Origin of the sequence: Desulfuribacillus alkaliarsenatis, assembly GCF_001730225.1 — a bacterium.
Taxonomy (GTDB): domain Bacteria; phylum Bacillota; class Bacilli; order Desulfuribacillales; family Desulfuribacillaceae; genus Desulfuribacillus; species Desulfuribacillus alkaliarsenatis.
The window spans coordinates 45,288-62,088 of sequence record NZ_MIJE01000034.1 but is presented as its reverse complement, the minus strand read 5'-3'; the positions used below and the strand labels follow the sequence as shown (position 1 = coordinate 62,088).

The window sequence follows — 16,801 nt, the reverse complement described above, 5'->3', positions numbered from 1 at the left end:
ACTAATAATTACTCCTTTCAGGCTGTCTATCAGGTAGGAAGAATGAAACCTCACAACCACCCTCTGCTAGATTTTTTATATGGAGCTGGGATGTTTCTCCTAACAATGAAATTAAGCGCTGATTTACATTATAAACACCAATACCATTTCCTTTGCGGCTTGTGATTTGTTGTTTAGCTAGTGTTTCTAGCCGTTCTTCTGGTATCCCTGTACCATTGTCCTTAATACTAACCCTTACCCCGTATTCTACTTTATCAATAGTAATTACTACTCTTCCGTTTTTCGGCACCTTCTGTAACCCATGTTGAATACTATTTTCTACTAAGGGTTGTATGGTGGCTGGCGGTAATTTGAAATGGTAGAGATTGTCATCAATATCGAGGTTAATTGTTAGCCTCTCTGAAAAGCGAACTCTGATAATTTTAATATATGATTCTAGCAGGCAGAGCTCCTGCTCTAATGATACCAATGGTGCAGCCATAAGTTTTAAATTCATTCTCATAAAGTTTGCCAAATGAACCATCACATTCCTAGCCTCATCAGGCTTTGTCCGAATGAGTGTGACAATTGTATTCAGGGTATTAAATAAAAAGTGCGGATTTATTTGCGCTTGTAGCGAACGCACTTCCGTGTCCTTAAGTAGAACCCTTAATTTCTCGGTTTCTACTAGACTCAACTGATAGGAAATCAGCTTGCCTAAGCCTTCAGCAAGTACAAGTTCTGTAGTTCGTATTTGATTAGGTCTCTTAAAATATATAATAATATATCCAGACTTCTGCGTCGAACGATGATATGGTATTACGATATTTGTAGCATCTTTAAGCTCCATAAAATTCTTCGTTGTCTCTATAGTGTATAAGACCGTATTATCACCAGCCTTGGCTATTATCTCATTACTATCAACAATGGCTACTGCTTCAGCATGTAGCTCCTTAATAAGCATTTCGCCTAAAGCCTTTGCCGTTATATGATTTAACCCTTCCTTAAAATAACCTAGTACCTTTTCGGAAATATCGAAGGCCCTACCAGTTTGTACCGCAACCTCCTGTTCCTTATCATGTATAGTCATCCTTAACATATTTGCTAAAACCATAATTGCAGCACTAATTACAGCTACTATTGGCACAAACTCATTTATAGCTATTTGTACCAAAGGGGTTTCTTGCATGCGCCACACCAACATTATACTAGCGTACATAGAAGCTGAAATCACTCCTATACTCAGTGAATATAACGGAGTTAATATTTGTTCACGCTCTAAACGTATTCTAGCAGAACCGATGCCAAACCCCAGCATTACAAACGTAAAACTAGCAATCACTCCTACTACTTGACCCCAAGTAATAAATAGCAAATGTAAAGCTATTATCAATACAATTAGCAGAAAAACCTTTGTACTGATTAAAGCTCCTGCTAAAAAAACAGCTATAATCGATATGGGAACTAAAAACGACTGATAGTTTACAACTATTATACTCATATGATTACCGATGATGCCAATGGTAACTATGACCAAAGCACATATAACATTAGCTTTCCAGCTAGTGTCCTGTTCAGTTATTAGCTGTCTAATCCTAGGAATATTCGTGAGTATATATATTAAAATTAGGAGCAATGCTACTCGCTCTGCTGAAATTATTAATATTGCATCGAACAATTTTGACCCTCTCCCATTAAGCGTTAATGATTAGTGCTAGATTAAGCATTATTTATACTACTCTTAATGATAATACTATTATATAACAGTTACTAGTTATCTGCTAAATTAATTTAATTGGATTCGGTTATACAAAAACAGGAAGCTCACGAGCTTCCTGTTCCATCATCATAGGCATTTTGTTAATCGTTTTACTTTTTACCGAAAAGCGCTTTAATTAAGCCGACAATCTCTGTTATTACATGTATGTAACTTGCTGCTTCTGAAGTTCCTTCACGGATAGTCGCTGCTGTTTCCGTTAAGCTTGTACCGATTGAGTCAATTGCTGAGTCAGCTTTATTGACACTATGTAGTATCAAATCCGTAGTATCATTGATATTCTCAAGGATTTCTGGAGCTGTCTCGAGAATTCGATTAATGTTCTCTGTGTTCTTATCTAACACCGCTTCTGCTTGTTTCATTACCTGACTCACTCGATATAAAACTATTATAGCGTAGACCATGAACACAGCCAGTAGTGCAAATAATATAAAATAGCCTAATGTCGATAGTGATATAGTAATTTCCATAAAAGTCCCCCTACTTGTAATGCTTGTTATTTTCTGTTTCGTTTATTATTATTTTTTATTTGATGCCTTAGCTTCTTCTTTAGCTGTAGCAGCTTCTTCCTTTGCCATATCTGAAACCTTCCCAGCATAACTAGCTACTTTCTCAGCTGCTTTGCCAGCTTTACCAGCTGTTTTTTCAGCTACTTCTTCTACAATTTCTGCAGCCGCATCGGATGTTCCAGCAATTTGAATTAATTTTTCAGCTTTAAGTGCCAAAAGCTTTGCTCTTTGCTCATCTGTCATCGTAGATATCTTTTCTTTTTGCTCTTCAACATATTCCATCAACTTCTCTTTTGCTTCTTGTATTTGTTCTTTTGTTAGCTCAGATGCTTCTTTTGCTTTTAGAGCTATCTCTTCACGTGTCTCTTTGCCAGCCTTAGGTGCAAATAACACTCCTACAAGCGTACCAACGGCAAGTCCAATTGTAACTCCCATAGTCATATTCTTGCAGGCTTCCCTTTTTTGCTCCTTTAATCTTTGCTCTCTGCTTAATAGTAATAGGTCTCTTAACATAGTAGTCTCCTCCTTATTATCTGAATACTAAACATTGTCTAGTATTGTTAATCTAGTATTGTTGGTCTATCATTAATAACATTATCTAGTAGCAGCACTTAATCTGTCAATAAATCATATGCTTCGCGTGAAATCTACAATTTCCTGGAACCTATTCGCTGCCTGCTTGTACCCCTGCAGATAAAATTCTTCTAGCTTGTTCGTGTCTTTATCTAAGCGATTTACTGTTACTGGTGCTTTAGGTTGAATAATAAGTACCTTACCCTGCTTTTCCAGTTCTTCTATATAGTCCAATGTTTCATTGTACCGTTGGTTCCTTAATTCCAGTGCTTTAATAAGGTTTGGATAGTTATGATAATATCGTTTTATTAGCCATTTCTTGATAGAGCTAGATTGCCGTACTGGCTTACGATAGCCCCGTTCCCTTGTTAAAATGATGATGTTTTTCTGATTGCCATCTGCAATCGATTTCCGAATCGGTATCGAGTCAGCTACACCACCATCTACTAAAATCATTCCATCTAGCTCAACGCTAGGAGTAACAAAGGGTAAGCTACTAGATGCACGTACTGCTTCATCATAGTTCGAGCATACGTCTTTATCGAAATAAACGGCGTTGCCAGTCTCACAATCTGTTGCGACGACAATCATTTTCTCTACGGCGCTTTTCAACGCTAGTCTGTCTAGTGGTACAAGCTTATTCGGGATTTCATCAAATAGGAAATCCATTCCTAGCAGCCCTTTACCACGCAAAAAACTCAAATAGCTTATATAGCGTGGATCTCGAACATAGCCAATGGTAACCTGCTTGTTCCTGCCCCGCTGTCTAGATACATACGAAGTGCCACTGCAGGCACCTGCGGACACACCAATTACATATGACACATAAAAGCTTTGCTCCATAAAATATTCTAGAACTCCACCCGTAAATACGCAGCGGAGTCCACCGCCTTCTAAAACTAATCCAGTTGTCAATATCTCCACCTGCAATATTTAAATTTTCACTGGCTTACATAGATTTTTTTGTTTATTTGCCAGCCTACCACATTTCTTGCATATATACTTCGGATCGTTTACAAGCTCTACATATTCTTCGAGGCATTTCTTTATACAATCATCTTTACATAGCTTACACAAGACCTTATCCTGCATAGACTTTTTCTTATCTCCCATTAGATTGCCCCCTTAATCGTCAAAAATCATTTTGCTTCGTGTCGTTCGACCTCGAAACGGTACATCTTCACCCGCTCATCAGCAGCAATACCAGCTTTTTGGCGAGCTATTGCTACCTGCTCCTCGATGCTGTTAATACCATCTATATTAGGCAATAATAATCCCCGCTTGTCTCCTGATTCTACGATAACCCCATAGCGTTCAATATCTAACTGGCTTTTTCTATCTATTGCCTCAGGCGGATGCAGAATGTCCACTTTAATGTCTAATAGCTGTAGCTCCTGGGGCTTTACTGGCGCAAAGCGCGGATCCTCCGAGGCAGCTGCGATTGCATTACGAATCATTTCATCTGCTAGCTTAACCGACGTTGGCTCAATCGTACCGATACAGCCTCGAAGCTGCCCCTGCTTATGTATCGATACAAAGACTCCAGCCTGCTCCTGCTCTAAGCGTTTGACAATTTTTTCGTCTTTAATAAGCTCTTTATAGATAGACCAATCTAGTTCTTGTTTATTATGTACCCACTCCGTAATGACAGCTCTCGCAAACTGTACATAGTCATCCTCGGACTTTTTACGCGCATTATAGCGCTCCTCTATCCCCTGCTCTATTACCTGTAATATGCTGTCACTTTGAATGTCAGCACCTGATAAGATAGCATTCATATAGCCAACACCAAAGGGCCCTTCATAGGAAAGCACATGTGCATCAACTTTCTTCCCTTCGAACAAACCTAGGGTTATTACAATCGACTCCATGGCGCAGGTGGCTGCAGGCTCTATTACATCCTCTGAAATTGAGAATATTTTTTGGAGCTCATTGGATCTAAAAGCTTCCACAATTTTATTATCAAACTCAGGCCCAGCTGGCTCATATCCATAGGGTCCGTCTTCCTTAAGTGTATGGGATAAATCTCCACTGGCCATGACAACTGTTGGGATTCCTGCATTATCGATTGCCGTCCTAAGGGCCATACCTACTTCATATAACTCTTTAGTACTCATTTTACCAACAGTAATATGTACGATTTCATAATTAGTATACTCACGGTCAATATAGTATAGCGGCACTAGACAGCCGTGGTCGAGCTCTGTGCTCACCTGATATTGCTGGGCGTTTTTCTCATCCATGAATACGCTAGGAATCTGTTCAGCTTGAAACGTGCTTTTAATCGTAGCTAAAAACGGCTGATTTACAGCTTTAGTTAATTTCAAATCTGGGTTTCCGAAGTTCGCAAAGCTACCTGATAGCTCTGCCTTATCTAATACACAAATTCCATCAGAAAATACATTTCCGTGGGGTGTAATACATATAATTACTTGAGGCTTTAAGACACTAATATGTTTAGCAATACCGACAAGACCATCTACGGTTATCTGAGCTTCTTTTTCTTTGCCTTTGCCGATTTCTGGCACAATTATAGGTGGGTGTGGCACAACTACTGCACCTAAGTATTTACTCATGATTTAATAACTCCTTTTAAAATCAATATAGTGTTACATGTTTCCAAGATAAACGTGTTGCAGGTGTTTTTTTGCTACTTGCTCAGCCTTATACATTAGCTGTAGCTCCGTCGCTTGTTCATCGTATTTGTAGTTAGGGAAGTACCTTGATAGGTGTAACGGTATGTCAGATCTTATCGATGCCAGCCAAGCAGCAAGTTCTTCTATTTCCTCAATGTTATCGTTTATCTTTGTCACAACGAGGGTGGTTACCTCTACATGAATTCGTTTGGCTGCTATTTCAATTGTCCTTTTGACTGGTTCTAGCATACCACCCATATAGTCTGTATAGCAATCATTAGTAAAGCTTTTCAAGTCAATATTCACAGCGTCAATATAGGGTAGTAATTCCTTCAGTGGCTCTTCTTCTATATAGCCATTGGACACTATTACATTGCTTAGCTGTTTTTCCTTTGCTAGTTTCGCTGTATCTAGCATAAATTCATAAAAAATAGTCGGCTCATTGTATGTGTAAGAAATAGACGGTGTGTCATACTCGAGCGCCAACCCAACAATTTGTTCAGGTATCATATGGCTTGTAGGAGCAATAGACTTAATATCCTTCTCCTGTGCGATATGATGATTTTGACAGAACACACAGGTAAAGTTACAGCCAAAGCTGCCAAATGATAATGTTTTTGTTCCTGGCAGGAACTGATATAGTGGCTTCTTCTCAATCGGGTCAATCTGCAATGCTGCAATTTTGCCATAGTTTAAGGAATATAGTATGCCTTGATTATTCTGGCGCATGCCACATTTGCCAATCTTTGTATCCTTAAGGTGACAATGATGCGGACACAGCTTACATATAACATATGTGGATTCACGTTCATAAAATAGAGCTTCCTTCATCGTGTCATCATCCTAGCATATTTTAATTAAATAATATGCCCCTGCGACATATGTATTAATTATACGACTAGTATTTACCAGCTTCAAGTTTTTAACTCAGAGAAGTATGGGAGGCAGATATATATGAAAGTTGATTATAAGGCTTGGTACAGCAAAGAACTAGGCCAAAAAATGGAGTTTAAAATCTATGGTGATTCTGGGAAGCCTGTGTTAGCTTTTCCTGCAACAAATGGCCGCTTCTATGATTTTGAAAACTTCGGCATTATAGATGCATGTAAAGACTATATAGCTAACGGTCAAATACAATTATATACATTAGACAGCGTAGACCAGCAATCGTGGTTAAACAAGCATATATCAGCTCAAAAAAAAGTAGCAAGACATAAGCAATACGTTTCATATATTATGAAAGAAATTGTACCTTTCATACAGAATAATAGTACGCACAATGGTAGCTTTATGGTAACAGGCTGCGGCATGGGTGGCTATCACAGTGCTAATTTTTACTTCCGTTATCCAAATATCTTTGATAGCATGATTTCCTTAAGTGGACTTTATAGTTTAGATTTTGCAGTTGGTGATTACGTAGATGAGGATATCTATTTTAATTCTCCGATAGCATACCTAACAAATCTAACCGATGCTAATTATTTAAATAAATACTGTGGCGGCTGCATTGTCATTGCCACTGGACAGGGAGCAGGATACTGGGAAGAGCAATCATTGAAGGATGTCTATGCATTAAAAGGTATTTTGGAGCAGAAAAACATCTTTGCCTGGGTAGATATTTGGGGCCATGACGTTACCCACGATTGGTATTGGTGGAGAAAGATGCTGCCCTACTTTTTAAGTCATTGTGGTATGAAAAAAGAGTGTCGCAGAACTACTTAATTCAAGTAGTTAGCGGCACTCTTTTTATAATTACCTACTTTACGCTATCAACAAATCTCTTATCTGTTTCATTAATATGCTCTACTAATAATTCTACAATAATATATTTTAAGTCCTCTGCAAACTCTATGTCATAGCCCGTTTCTTTTAGTTTTTTATTTAATTTGCCGACTTTTTTAATAAACTGAGTATGCTCTGCTTTATGGCTTTCAAAATCTTCGTAATTACATTGCTTCATCAGATTTTCTTCTGCATTAAAGTGTTCAAACATATAAGATATTAGAAATTTAAAGTCCTTTAGCAGCTTTTCTTTACTATCTTGGTCTATATTTTCCGTTGCCGTTAGCTTAAACACTTCATCCGCCTTTCGAAATATTTCCTTATGTTGGTCATCAATTTGCTTATTCCCTGTCGCCAGCTGCTCCGTCCAGATGAACACTACCATCATCTCCCCTGCGATTATTATAAATATAAATGTATTATAACATGATAGTAGGTGTTTTTATTATATAATTGTTACAATCCTATTGAAAAAACCCCAGGCATTATGCTTGGGGTTGTGATTGTGTTTGGTATTGTGTTTGTGCTTGAGTTTGAATTTGTGCTTGCGCTTCGTCTGTGGGCACTAGTTCTTGTATGTCCTTACTATCTTCTGTAATTGGTGGTCTACGGCCCGTATTACCAAGGGCAAACTGAATAGCAATTAAGAAGAAGCTATAGGCCCGAGGATACTCGTTAATCGTACCAGCAAAGGCCCTCATTATTTGTTCGGCCTCCTGCTCGTACTCTTGCTTTCCAGTAATCCTTGCTAATCGAAGGGCATTATACACTGCTACTGAATTGCCAGACGGAATTGCACCATCATATATTTCCTTAGGACGGCTAATTAATTCCTCGCCATCATTGCCATAGAAGAAGTATCCGTGCTTCTGCTCATCCCAGAATAACTCCTTCATCTGCTGATGCAATTCAATTGCCTGCTCTAAATAACGCATCTCAAAGCTGGCTTCATATTGCTCAATAAGACCCCAAATTAGAAAAGCATAATCATCTAAGTACGCTAAATACTTTGACTCGCCATCACGAAATCTAGCTAGCAAACGTCCATCTGAACGTCGCAAATACGTCATTATGAAATCAATCGACCTACGAGCTACGTCTTTATAGATTGGTTTCTTTAAAACCTGGGCACCTTTAGCAAAAGCGGCAATCATTAATCCATTCCACGCTGTTAGAATTTTATCGTCTTTAAGGGGCTTAATTCGTTTGTCTCTTGCATCAAATAACTTTAGTCTAATTTGCTCAAGCCTTGTACGTAACTCCTCCTGAGAAATTCCGTACTCATGGGCAATCCGTACATAGGAAGTATTGATTAAATTAGGGATGCTTTTGTTTTCAAAATTCGCACATTCGCTAATATCGTACACCTTGCAATAGAGTGCAGCATCTTCAAAATCCAAAATATCGTTGACCTCCTGAGGTGTCCACACATAAAATTTACCTTCTTCTCCTTCAGAGTCTGCGTCTTCGGCAGAGCAAAACCCACCCTGTTCGTCAGTCATATCACGCAAAACATAGGTGAAAATCTCGTCAGCAGCACGGGCATAGTCGTCCTTCCCTGTAGCTTGATATGCCTCTAAGTACGTATATGCTAGCAGAGCATTGTCGTATAGCATTTTTTCAAAATGAGGGATTAACCACTGCTGATCGGTAGAATATCTTGCAAATCCAAAGCCTATATGATCATAAATGCCACCTCGATACATTGAGTCTAACGTCTTTTCTACCATGTTTAATGCCTGCTCATCGCCAGTTTGTTTCCAGTAGCGAAGTAGGAACATTAGATTATGGGGTGTCGGAAATTTAGGCGCCCCACCAAATCCGCCAAACTTAGTATCATAATCAGCGGCAAACTGTTTATACGCACGCGTCAATGTTCTATACTCGACCTCACCTGGCTCAAACTTACTATAGCGCGGCTCTACCGATTTCACCATCTGTTCACTTGCTGCCAACACTTTGTCGTGCTCATTCTCCCACTTCTCATGTAGCTGTTGAATGACTTCTATAAAACCAGGTTTACCCCATTTGGATTCAGGCGGAAAATAGGTGCCAATATAGAATGGCTTTTTGTCAGGTGTCATAAAAACCGACAGAGGCCAGCCTCCATGTCCTGTCATTGCTTGACAAGCAGTCATATATATATGATCTACATCTGGTCGTTCTTCGCGGTCTACTTTTATTGAGATATAATGCTCGTTTAAGTATTTAGCTATCTGTTCATCTTCAAAGCTCTCCCGCTCCATGACATGACACCAATGGCAAGTCGAATAGCCTATACTTAAAAAGATCGGCTTATTCTCTGCTTGAGCCTTCTCGAATGCTTCATCACACCAGGGATACCAATTTACAGGATTAAGTACATGTTGTAGCAAATAAGGGCTTTTCTCATTTTTTAATCTATTAGGCTGCATATTATTGTTCGTCATTTAATCACACCTTTTGAATTGATATAACTTGCAATTGAAATGATTTGAAATCAAAATAAAAAAGCAGAGCGCTATACAATATATAGTGCCCCACTTTACCAGCTTTATTAATAATTGTCTTCTTTAGAGAATCAATAGGTTTTTCGTTAAGATAGTACTCCCGCAACAAGTTTTGCCAATGACGTTGCATCTCTATCTGCAGTTACATTAACCACATTCGATTCCTTTATTACTATATCATCCATGCCCAGGCTCTTTGTTATTTTATCTAAAACAATCTTAGTTCCTGCTTCATCAGTTAACGGTAGTATTAGTAATATAGCTTTGTTTTTTCGAATTAATATTTGATCGATTTCCCTTAATACTTCAGCCATTTTTACAACAGCTCTCTGAATTAGATTGCCCTCAACCTTAACCCTCATAAAAGCAACTGACTGTTTCCCACGAATTGCTCGACTATATTCTATACTTAGTAGTTTTTCAATTTCCTTATCATCTATATACGGAACTCGATTTTCCTGCTTAAGAAGTTGATTTTTAAGGATATTTTCCACCCTTTTTATTAACTGCTTTTCCTCAAAGGGTTTGACAATATAGTCAACTCCACCTGCATTGAGTGCGTTTTTCACTGTAGGTATATCACTCCTACTAGTTAGAAATATCACTGGAATCGTATTATATTCACTATGATTTCTTAACCAATGTGTCGCATCAATTCCGTTTGTTCCTGGAAGGCCTATATCCATAATAATTAGTTTTACGTTTTGCAAATAGAGATATGGCGAGTCAATCATTAAATCTGCTGTCTCTATTGCTACTACATCTTCGTACCCATTATTTTGTAATGCGCTTTTAATATGCGTTCTAAGCATGCTTGAATCTTCAATAATTAGTATCTTGTGCACCTTTTACACCACCATAATCAAACTCTCAACAATAATTATAGCCTTTAGCTTTTCATATCTATTGTATTCCACTAATCGATGTATAAATCCTGCTTTGAAACAGTTTTTGTCATTTAGGTTTTAGCACAATCTTATTAAATCATAGCATACGCCTAGTCCGTTTTGTTTTCTTTATGCATTTATTGTTAGTAAAAGGAGGCGATTAATATGAGTGGTTGTTATCCTGATAAACACACATTACGTTTTTATGGCTTTATCCTAATTGCTATAGGGTACTTTCTCTTAGCATACTCACAGTTTTAATTTTGGCTTAAATAAGCCGCATACGAAGACCCCTGGGAGACTATTCAGGGGTCTTAAACTTAAATAAAGCTACATTTAGTGGTAGCCTATTTAAAATTGTAGTCACTCTTAGCTCTATTTTGATAAGCCTTCGCTAACAGCACGGAAGCTAGAATAATTATTAAAAACACAGCAATCGCTATCCAAAACTGTTGACTTCCCACATCTAAGACATTAGCACCTAAATAGGAGTATGCAAATATCCTCGGTGTGACTCCTAGAATTGTCGCTAATAAAAATGTTTTCATCCTTATTCCCGCAAGGCCACCAGCATAGCTTACTAAATCGAAGCTCAGCATAGGTATTAAGCGGATTAATAGTATATTTCGAAACCCTCGATTATTTATCCTCCCCTTAATATAAGTGATTCGTCCTATCCATTTATCAGAAAGAAAGCTAGTTCCTGTTTTGTAAACAATGCTATAAGCAACAAGAGCACTAATTGATGCCCCTGTTAAAGCAATTACTCCTCCCCATAATGGCCCAAACGCCAAGCCGCTTGCAAGATAATATATTGTAATAGGGAAAAATACTAACGGACGTATTAAGGCCAGCAGCAAAAAAACTAGCGGTGCATACCAACCGAAGGATAGTACCCAACCTTGCAATACTTCAGGTGTTAAGTGCTCATAGGTTTCCTGCAGTGAACTAATGACCATTATCCCGATGATAAACGCTAGAACTAAATATAATGGTTTTTTACTTGCCGTTGCCGCCATATCTACTTCTCCAATTCTTAATGATAACATTTGTATTATTATAATTCACAATTCGTATATAGTAAATGTATGGAGTTGAAAGTAAGGATATGACAAAGTATCACAGCCCGATAGCCGAACGAAAATAATTTGCTAACCTTTTCGAAATCGCTTGATAACCCTCAGCATTTGGATGAATATTATCATAGGATATATACTGCTCTGTGTTCCATTTAAACAAATCATATGTTGGCAGGTATATAGCTAGCTTGTCCTGCTCAATAAGCCGCTGTGCCTGGTAGTTCCATTCTAAGAAATAGTCCATATATTCTGTATCAAGCATCATCATCTCCATTAAAAAATCATTGAATGGATTATATAATCCGACTAATACAATATGGCAATCTTCGTTTTTGTCTCTAATAGCTTGTAAAGTCAGCTCTAGATTATATATGTACTCTGACAACCGCCCCTGAAATCCTGAGGGTTCTAAAAATGTCCCATCCCGCCTTAGCAGGCCACGAAGATCATTGCCTCCAATAGAAATAATCGCTATGTCCGTGTTCTTTAACAATTCCTGATTAGCTTCTAATTGAATTAACTCTAGTAGCTCCTCGGACACGTAACCATCAACTGCTATATTTTTCACTTCTGTTTCAATGCCTTGCTCTTGCAATACATTTACAAGCTCTTTGGTTAGTCCGTAGCCAGATTGGTCTCCCGTCCCTCGGGCAATTGAATCTCCCATAACTGCAATATTAATGACATCTTCACGGTTTCTAAAATCTACTTGTTTATTATTTTCTATTGCTTGCAGATTTTGCCCGTTGTCATTACTTATATCCGTTTGGTTCAAAACTGTGACCTGAAAGGCCTGTATTATGCCGATTGCAAACACAACCACACCTACCAGAGACGTTCCGATAATCACAAACCATAATTTGCGCACCATACCACCTGCCTCCTCTATGCCAGTACATCCTGCTTATTAAATACATAGAAACTAATTACTATTGCTGCAAAAGCCCATACAACTAGGACTGTAAATGAGAATAAAAACGTCATTCCTTCAACTGGTTGCATAGAACCAGACAAATAATTAGTGATGTTTAGATTTAGCATAAATAGGTATTTAATAATTGGCCAATCATTTAGAAATACACGCATAAAACCGCCAGCTATAAGCACCGACATCATCACACCAATAGCAATTCCTGTATTCTTAACTAAGACTGAGACCATTAGTGTAAGGGCGCCTATTGTTATACCTACTACCCAAGCTAATCCATACACCATAAATATTAACTGCCATTGTGGTATATTTACAACATTTGTCGTATCTAAGTGCCCGTTGATAACAGTGAATCCTGTAGGCACAGGTGCATTCCATCCACCATAACCAAAAAGAATACTTGAAATCGTCGCGGCTACAGCAGCAATCATTATAGCTAATATTGTAACTAAAACTAGCATAGTCACTAGTTTACTCATAAGAATTTTCCACCGTGGTATTGGTTTCGTTAGCAATAGCTTGATTGTTCGGCTTGAATATTCACCAGAGACAATATCTGTAACCAAAACCATAACAAGCAGTGGTAGAAACAACAGAATTGACTGCTCCATAAATGAGCGGGTAAAAGTAGCACTACCCATAACTAAAGGATTGATTCCTTTCTCCAAATAATATTCATATTGCTCTACTTCTAGCTGTATGCTCGCCCTTCGAGAATCTGTGATGTACGGATTATCTAACCTATTCTGATGATCCCTTAGCTGTTGCTCAACCATAGGCCGCCAATCGCCTGTATGTTCAATTCCTAAGCGCTCCGCCATTCGCTCCATCGTCCGTTCTGAACGATAATGCTCTCCATAAGCAAATAATAATACTAGTAATGTAATAATAAGAAAAACAATCCCGAGCTTCCTTCTATATAATACCTTCACTACTTCATTCTCAATTAAAGACAGCAACAGAAACACCCTTTCCGATAATCATCAATTGGTCATTTCTAAAAATATGTCCTCTAAGGTCTTAGAATCCTTTTGTACGTAAAAAACTTGTATCCCCGCTTGAAACAATGAAGTGTTTATATCCCCTAGTAAGTTATTGTCAATTGCCGCTGATAGATGTCCCTTTTCTAAAACTGCAACATCTATATTCCATTTGCTCTTAAATATCCTAATAGCTTGTTCAGCATCCGATACTTGCCAGTAGGTTTTTTGGTCTTTTGTTAGCTCAGCTATCGAAGCTGTTTTAAGTAATGTACCGTTCCTGATAAAGCCTACCTTATCACACATAAGCTGGATTTCAGATAATATATGACTAGAAACAAAGACACCCATACCTTCCTGTTCAGCTAACATTCGAACTAACTCGCGAAACTCGCGAATTCCACTAGGATCTAAGCCATTAGTTGGCTCATCAAGAATCAATAGCTTTGGCTTACTCATAATTGCCTGCGCCAAGCCTAGACGCTGACACATACCTGTGGAATATTCTTCAACCCTATCATGTATGCGTTCTTTCAGACCGACAAGTTCTACTACTTCATCAATACGTTTTTGCGTAACCCCTTTATGCATGTTAGCAAAATGCTTTAAATTAGCCAGCCCAGACATATATCGGTACATATCAGGACTTTCTATTATACATCCGACATGCTCCATCGCTTTAGTAAACTGCCTTTGCACGTCATATCCACCTATCCGAACAGTCCCTTGTGTAGGTTTAATTAACCCTACTATCATACGGATTGTGGTTGTTTTTCCAGCTCCGTTAGGGCCTAGGAAGCCAAAAACCTCAGCTTCATTGACTGCTAAACTGACGTCCTTGACAATTTCTTTGTTTTTTATTTGCTTTTTCAGGTTTTCTATTTCTAGAACTTTTGATACCATCAGCAATTCTCCGTTTCCTAATGCAATGTAAACTTGTAAATAATTCCTTTCTAGTATAACTGTTTTTTACACTAAAAAACCCACTAGCGCAAATTCTTTTGCGTCTAGTGGGTTTTAAGTTTTAATTTAAGATTATTCTACTATTCAGCAGTTAATCTCTTTAGTGATTCGTTTAATAATGCTTTTGCATATGGAGGGTTATGAACACCATATGTTCCATCATATTTAACAGTATCACTACGTTGCCCTGCTACTAATTTGTAGTTATAAGCAGCAATTAGTTGTTCTTCAGTCATAGCACTGAATAACTCTGGATCAGGGTTGTTAGCAAAGATATCATCGATATCAAAGCCTTCTGGTAATCCAGCTTCAACTGCATTTTTAACTTTATATGCTAGTTCTTTAATCTCTTTTTGGAAGCTATCAATGTATTGACGATCAATACCTAAGTGACAGCTACCGCAAGAAGCTTGTAAGAACTCATCGCTCATACCATTACCCTTAACACCGAAAGCATGTGATGCATAGCCTTCGTTAGTTTGTGGCATATGGCAAGTTACACAGCTATCCTCTAGGTTACCATGTGTTCCTGATGGATAAGATGCATCAGCATACTTCATACCACCAAGTCCTGTAATAAGCTCCATAGCAGAACTGTAGTGAGGTGTTCTAACACGCTCACCAGCGTTAAATGCTGCTAATTTTTCATCTGGAGTACCATATCTAAGATCATGGCAGAACATACAAGTCGCACCTTTACCAACATTATCAATATAACCCATACGCTCTGACTCATATCCACCAGCATGCATTAAATCTTTACCAAAGCCAGTGTGACACGCTTGGCAAGTAATTCCAATAACATGTGGTCTTTCTTCAGATAATTCATTTCTTATATCTGGAAGCACTACATCAGTTCCATTTAGTGTAAAACCTAGTCCATCATGGCAACTAGCGCAGCTAGAAGAAGCACGTGCACCGTAACCAGACCAACCAGCAGTAAATTGCTTACCGCTATCCATCCACTCTTGCGTAATTTGAGTTGTTACTTGTAATCCATTTAGCTTAGGCTGCTCCGAAGCAGTAGCTTGAGCTCCCACAACTAGTGCTAGGGCACTCAATAATAATAACATTACGACTAATGTTTTCTTCATTTTTTAGTTTCTCCCCTTTCTTTAGAATTTTTACCACTCTAAAGTTTGACCAGTGATTTTTTCGTAAGGTACATTTAATAATGATTTTGTGTAAACTGGGTTATGAACTCCATAACTTCCATCACGATAAATCATATAATAGTTATACATAGCAGCAAATACTTCTGGTGCAATATTTTCTTTATTTGGAGCAATCGTTTCTCCACTTGCGTCTACAAATGTAATACCTGCACCGCCACCAAATCTAACTTCAGCAGCTCCACTAGCTTCAAATGCAGCATCGTATACAACCTTTAGATTGTCTTTAACTTTGTCTTGGAAACCTCTGAAGTTAAAGTCTGTTGCACTAGAGTGACAATCTTGACATCCTTCTACAGTTGCTTTAAACGTATGGCTCTTATAACCATCACCTGTTTCAGGCATGTGACAACCTACACAGCTCATATCAGTATGCACTGGAGATGTAGCATAATCTACATCTGGGAATTGCATTCCACCCTGACCAGATACTAATGCTGCTGGTCCATAGTGGTTGTACATAAATCCTGCTTCACCTTCAATGTAATTAGCAAGTTTTGCACTTGGATTACGTCTTCCGTTGTGACAAGCGATACATAATGCAGATGAGTCAGTTTCAAAACTCTCTGTAATATACGTATTGTTAAAGTACGGTAGGCTTGCATCTACTAAGCCTGTCTCGATAAAGTTAGCACCTACACCACTGTGACAAGCCGCACAGTCCATTCCTGTGAAGTGGCTTCCAGCTAGCTCCCCTGAGATTCCTGCAGCAAATGTTGCTCCATCATGACAATGTAAGCAGCTATTTGCATTCGTAGTTTCACCATAATGGCGCTCAACGATTGAATACGTAGCAAAAACTTTACCAGTTGTTGCCCACTCTTCAGTAATCTTCTCAGCGATTGCCAAATCACTTGGACCCGCTGGAACTACTGGAGCATCAATTGCGTCTTCACAGCCTGTAAATACAAACATCGCTGCAATGAAGACTAACATTAAAACTAATGCTTTTTTCATAATTCTTTTTTCTCCCTTCCTTTTTATGTAATACAAACCATCAAATGCAATGCAAGTGTACACTTGCATTACATTTGTAATCATTAT

At 38.3% G+C, this 16,801-nt stretch carries 17 protein-coding genes; 1 reads left to right on the top strand and 16 read right to left on the bottom strand.

The genetic code is table 11. The annotated features are described in order from the left end of the window. Window position 1: 1 nt before the first annotated feature. The 7 genes from BHF68_RS13140 to amrS form a co-directional block, all read right to left on the bottom strand. On the bottom strand, window positions 2–1,657 hold the full coding sequence (locus BHF68_RS13140; protein WP_069644130.1) for a histidine kinase: 1,656 nt from the start codon (window positions 1,655–1,657) through the stop codon (window positions 2–4). Between the two features lie 191 nt (window positions 1,658–1,848). Further along, complete coding sequence (locus tag BHF68_RS13135) at window positions 1,849–2,226, bottom strand: DUF948 domain-containing protein (RefSeq protein WP_069644129.1); 378 nt, start codon at window positions 2,224–2,226, stop codon at window positions 1,849–1,851. A gap of 48 nt (window positions 2,227–2,274) precedes the next feature. Further along, a complete protein-coding gene (locus tag BHF68_RS13130) occupies window positions 2,275–2,778 on the bottom strand; it encodes a YtxH domain-containing protein (RefSeq protein ID WP_069644128.1) in 504 nt (167 codons plus the stop codon). Window positions 2,779–2,892: 114 nt separating this feature from the next. Next, window positions 2,893–3,762, bottom strand: coding sequence for a patatin-like phospholipase family protein (locus BHF68_RS13125; RefSeq protein ID WP_367114267.1), 870 nt, complete (start codon window positions 3,760–3,762; stop codon window positions 2,893–2,895). Window positions 3,763–3,771: 9 nt separating this feature from the next. After that, a complete protein-coding gene (locus tag BHF68_RS13120; protein ID WP_069644127.1) occupies window positions 3,772–3,951 on the bottom strand; it encodes a hypothetical protein in 180 nt (59 codons plus the stop codon). Between the two features lie 26 nt (window positions 3,952–3,977). Beyond that, the gene (gene amrA / locus BHF68_RS13115; protein ID WP_069644126.1) at window positions 3,978–5,414 is read right to left on the bottom strand and encodes an AmmeMemoRadiSam system protein A; all 1,437 of its coding nucleotides are present in this window, start codon (window positions 5,412–5,414) and stop codon (window positions 3,978–3,980) included. A gap of 33 nt (window positions 5,415–5,447) precedes the next feature. Then, window positions 5,448–6,305: an AmmeMemoRadiSam system radical SAM enzyme gene (gene amrS / locus BHF68_RS13110; RefSeq protein ID WP_069644125.1), complete on the bottom strand. Its 858-nt coding sequence runs from the start codon at window positions 6,303–6,305 to the stop codon at window positions 5,448–5,450. 123 nt (window positions 6,306–6,428) lie between these two features. On the opposite strand from amrS, the gene BHF68_RS13105 reads away from it, so the two are divergent. Continuing rightward, a complete protein-coding gene (locus BHF68_RS13105) occupies window positions 6,429–7,196 on the top strand; it encodes an esterase family protein (protein WP_069644124.1) in 768 nt (255 codons plus the stop codon). Between the two features lie 34 nt (window positions 7,197–7,230). Here BHF68_RS13105 and BHF68_RS13100 read toward each other — a convergent pair whose 3' ends face one another. The 9 genes from BHF68_RS13100 to BHF68_RS13060 all read right to left on the bottom strand — a co-directional run bounded on the left by BHF68_RS13100 (window position 7,231) and on the right by BHF68_RS13060 (window position 16,714). Next, window positions 7,231–7,635: a bacteriohemerythrin gene (locus tag BHF68_RS13100; protein WP_176719945.1), complete on the bottom strand. Its 405-nt coding sequence runs from the start codon at window positions 7,633–7,635 to the stop codon at window positions 7,231–7,233. 106 nt (window positions 7,636–7,741) lie between these two features. After that, on the bottom strand, window positions 7,742–9,685 hold the full coding sequence (locus BHF68_RS13095; RefSeq protein WP_069644122.1) for a thioredoxin domain-containing protein: 1,944 nt from the start codon (window positions 9,683–9,685) through the stop codon (window positions 7,742–7,744). Between the two features lie 146 nt (window positions 9,686–9,831). Next, window positions 9,832–10,590 (bottom strand): response regulator transcription factor, encoded by a 759-nt coding sequence (locus BHF68_RS13090; protein ID WP_069644121.1) that lies wholly within the window; start codon window positions 10,588–10,590, stop codon window positions 9,832–9,834. 389 nt (window positions 10,591–10,979) lie between these two features. Beyond that, on the bottom strand, window positions 10,980–11,651 hold the full coding sequence (locus BHF68_RS13085; protein WP_069644120.1) for a TVP38/TMEM64 family protein: 672 nt from the start codon (window positions 11,649–11,651) through the stop codon (window positions 10,980–10,982). A 100-nt stretch (window positions 11,652–11,751) separates the two neighbouring features. Then, window positions 11,752–12,582, bottom strand: coding sequence for a GDSL-type esterase/lipase family protein (locus tag BHF68_RS13080; RefSeq protein ID WP_069644119.1), 831 nt, complete (start codon window positions 12,580–12,582; stop codon window positions 11,752–11,754). A 14-nt stretch (window positions 12,583–12,596) separates the two neighbouring features. Beyond that, the gene (locus tag BHF68_RS13075; RefSeq protein WP_436796442.1) at window positions 12,597–13,610 is read right to left on the bottom strand and encodes an ABC transporter permease; all 1,014 of its coding nucleotides are present in this window, start codon (window positions 13,608–13,610) and stop codon (window positions 12,597–12,599) included. Between the two features lie 15 nt (window positions 13,611–13,625). Next, a complete protein-coding gene (locus BHF68_RS13070) occupies window positions 13,626–14,525 on the bottom strand; it encodes an ABC transporter ATP-binding protein (RefSeq protein WP_069644117.1) in 900 nt (299 codons plus the stop codon). Window positions 14,526–14,665: 140 nt separating this feature from the next. Then, a complete protein-coding gene (locus BHF68_RS13065) occupies window positions 14,666–15,679 on the bottom strand; it encodes an ammonia-forming cytochrome c nitrite reductase subunit c552 (RefSeq protein WP_069644116.1) in 1,014 nt (337 codons plus the stop codon). 30 nt (window positions 15,680–15,709) lie between these two features. Continuing rightward, a complete protein-coding gene (locus BHF68_RS13060; protein WP_069644115.1) occupies window positions 15,710–16,714 on the bottom strand; it encodes an ammonia-forming cytochrome c nitrite reductase subunit c552 in 1,005 nt (334 codons plus the stop codon). Between the last annotated feature and the right edge of the window lie 87 nt (window positions 16,715–16,801).

Coding starts and splice junctions, on each gene's coding strand:
- BHF68_RS13060 (WP_069644115.1), bottom strand. CDS start 16,714: ATGAAAAAAGCATTAGTTTTAATGTTAGTCTTCATTGCAGCGATGTTT.
- BHF68_RS13070 (WP_069644117.1), bottom strand. CDS start 14,525: ATGGTATCAAAAGTTCTAGAAATAGAAAACCTGAAAAAGCAAATAAAA.
- BHF68_RS13085 (WP_069644120.1), bottom strand. CDS start 11,651: ATGGCGGCAACGGCAAGTAAAAAACCATTATATTTAGTTCTAGCGTTT.
- BHF68_RS13135 (WP_069644129.1), bottom strand. CDS start 2,226: ATGGAAATTACTATATCACTATCGACATTAGGCTATTTTATATTATTT.
- BHF68_RS13095 (WP_069644122.1), bottom strand. CDS start 9,685: ATGACGAACAATAATATGCAGCCTAATAGATTAAAAAATGAGAAAAGC.
- BHF68_RS13065 (WP_069644116.1), bottom strand. CDS start 15,679: ATGAAGAAAACATTAGTCGTAATGTTATTATTATTGAGTGCCCTAGCA.
- amrS (WP_069644125.1), bottom strand. CDS start 6,305: ATGAAGGAAGCTCTATTTTATGAACGTGAATCCACATATGTTATATGT.
- amrA (WP_069644126.1), bottom strand. CDS start 5,414: ATGAGTAAATACTTAGGTGCAGTAGTTGTGCCACACCCACCTATAATT.
- BHF68_RS13120 (WP_069644127.1), bottom strand. CDS start 3,951: ATGGGAGATAAGAAAAAGTCTATGCAGGATAAGGTCTTGTGTAAGCTA.
- BHF68_RS13105 (WP_069644124.1), top strand. CDS start 6,429: ATGAAAGTTGATTATAAGGCTTGGTACAGCAAAGAACTAGGCCAAAAA.
- BHF68_RS13080 (WP_069644119.1), bottom strand. CDS start 12,582: ATGGTGCGCAAATTATGGTTTGTGATTATCGGAACGTCTCTGGTAGGT.
- BHF68_RS13130 (WP_069644128.1), bottom strand. CDS start 2,778: ATGTTAAGAGACCTATTACTATTAAGCAGAGAGCAAAGATTAAAGGAG.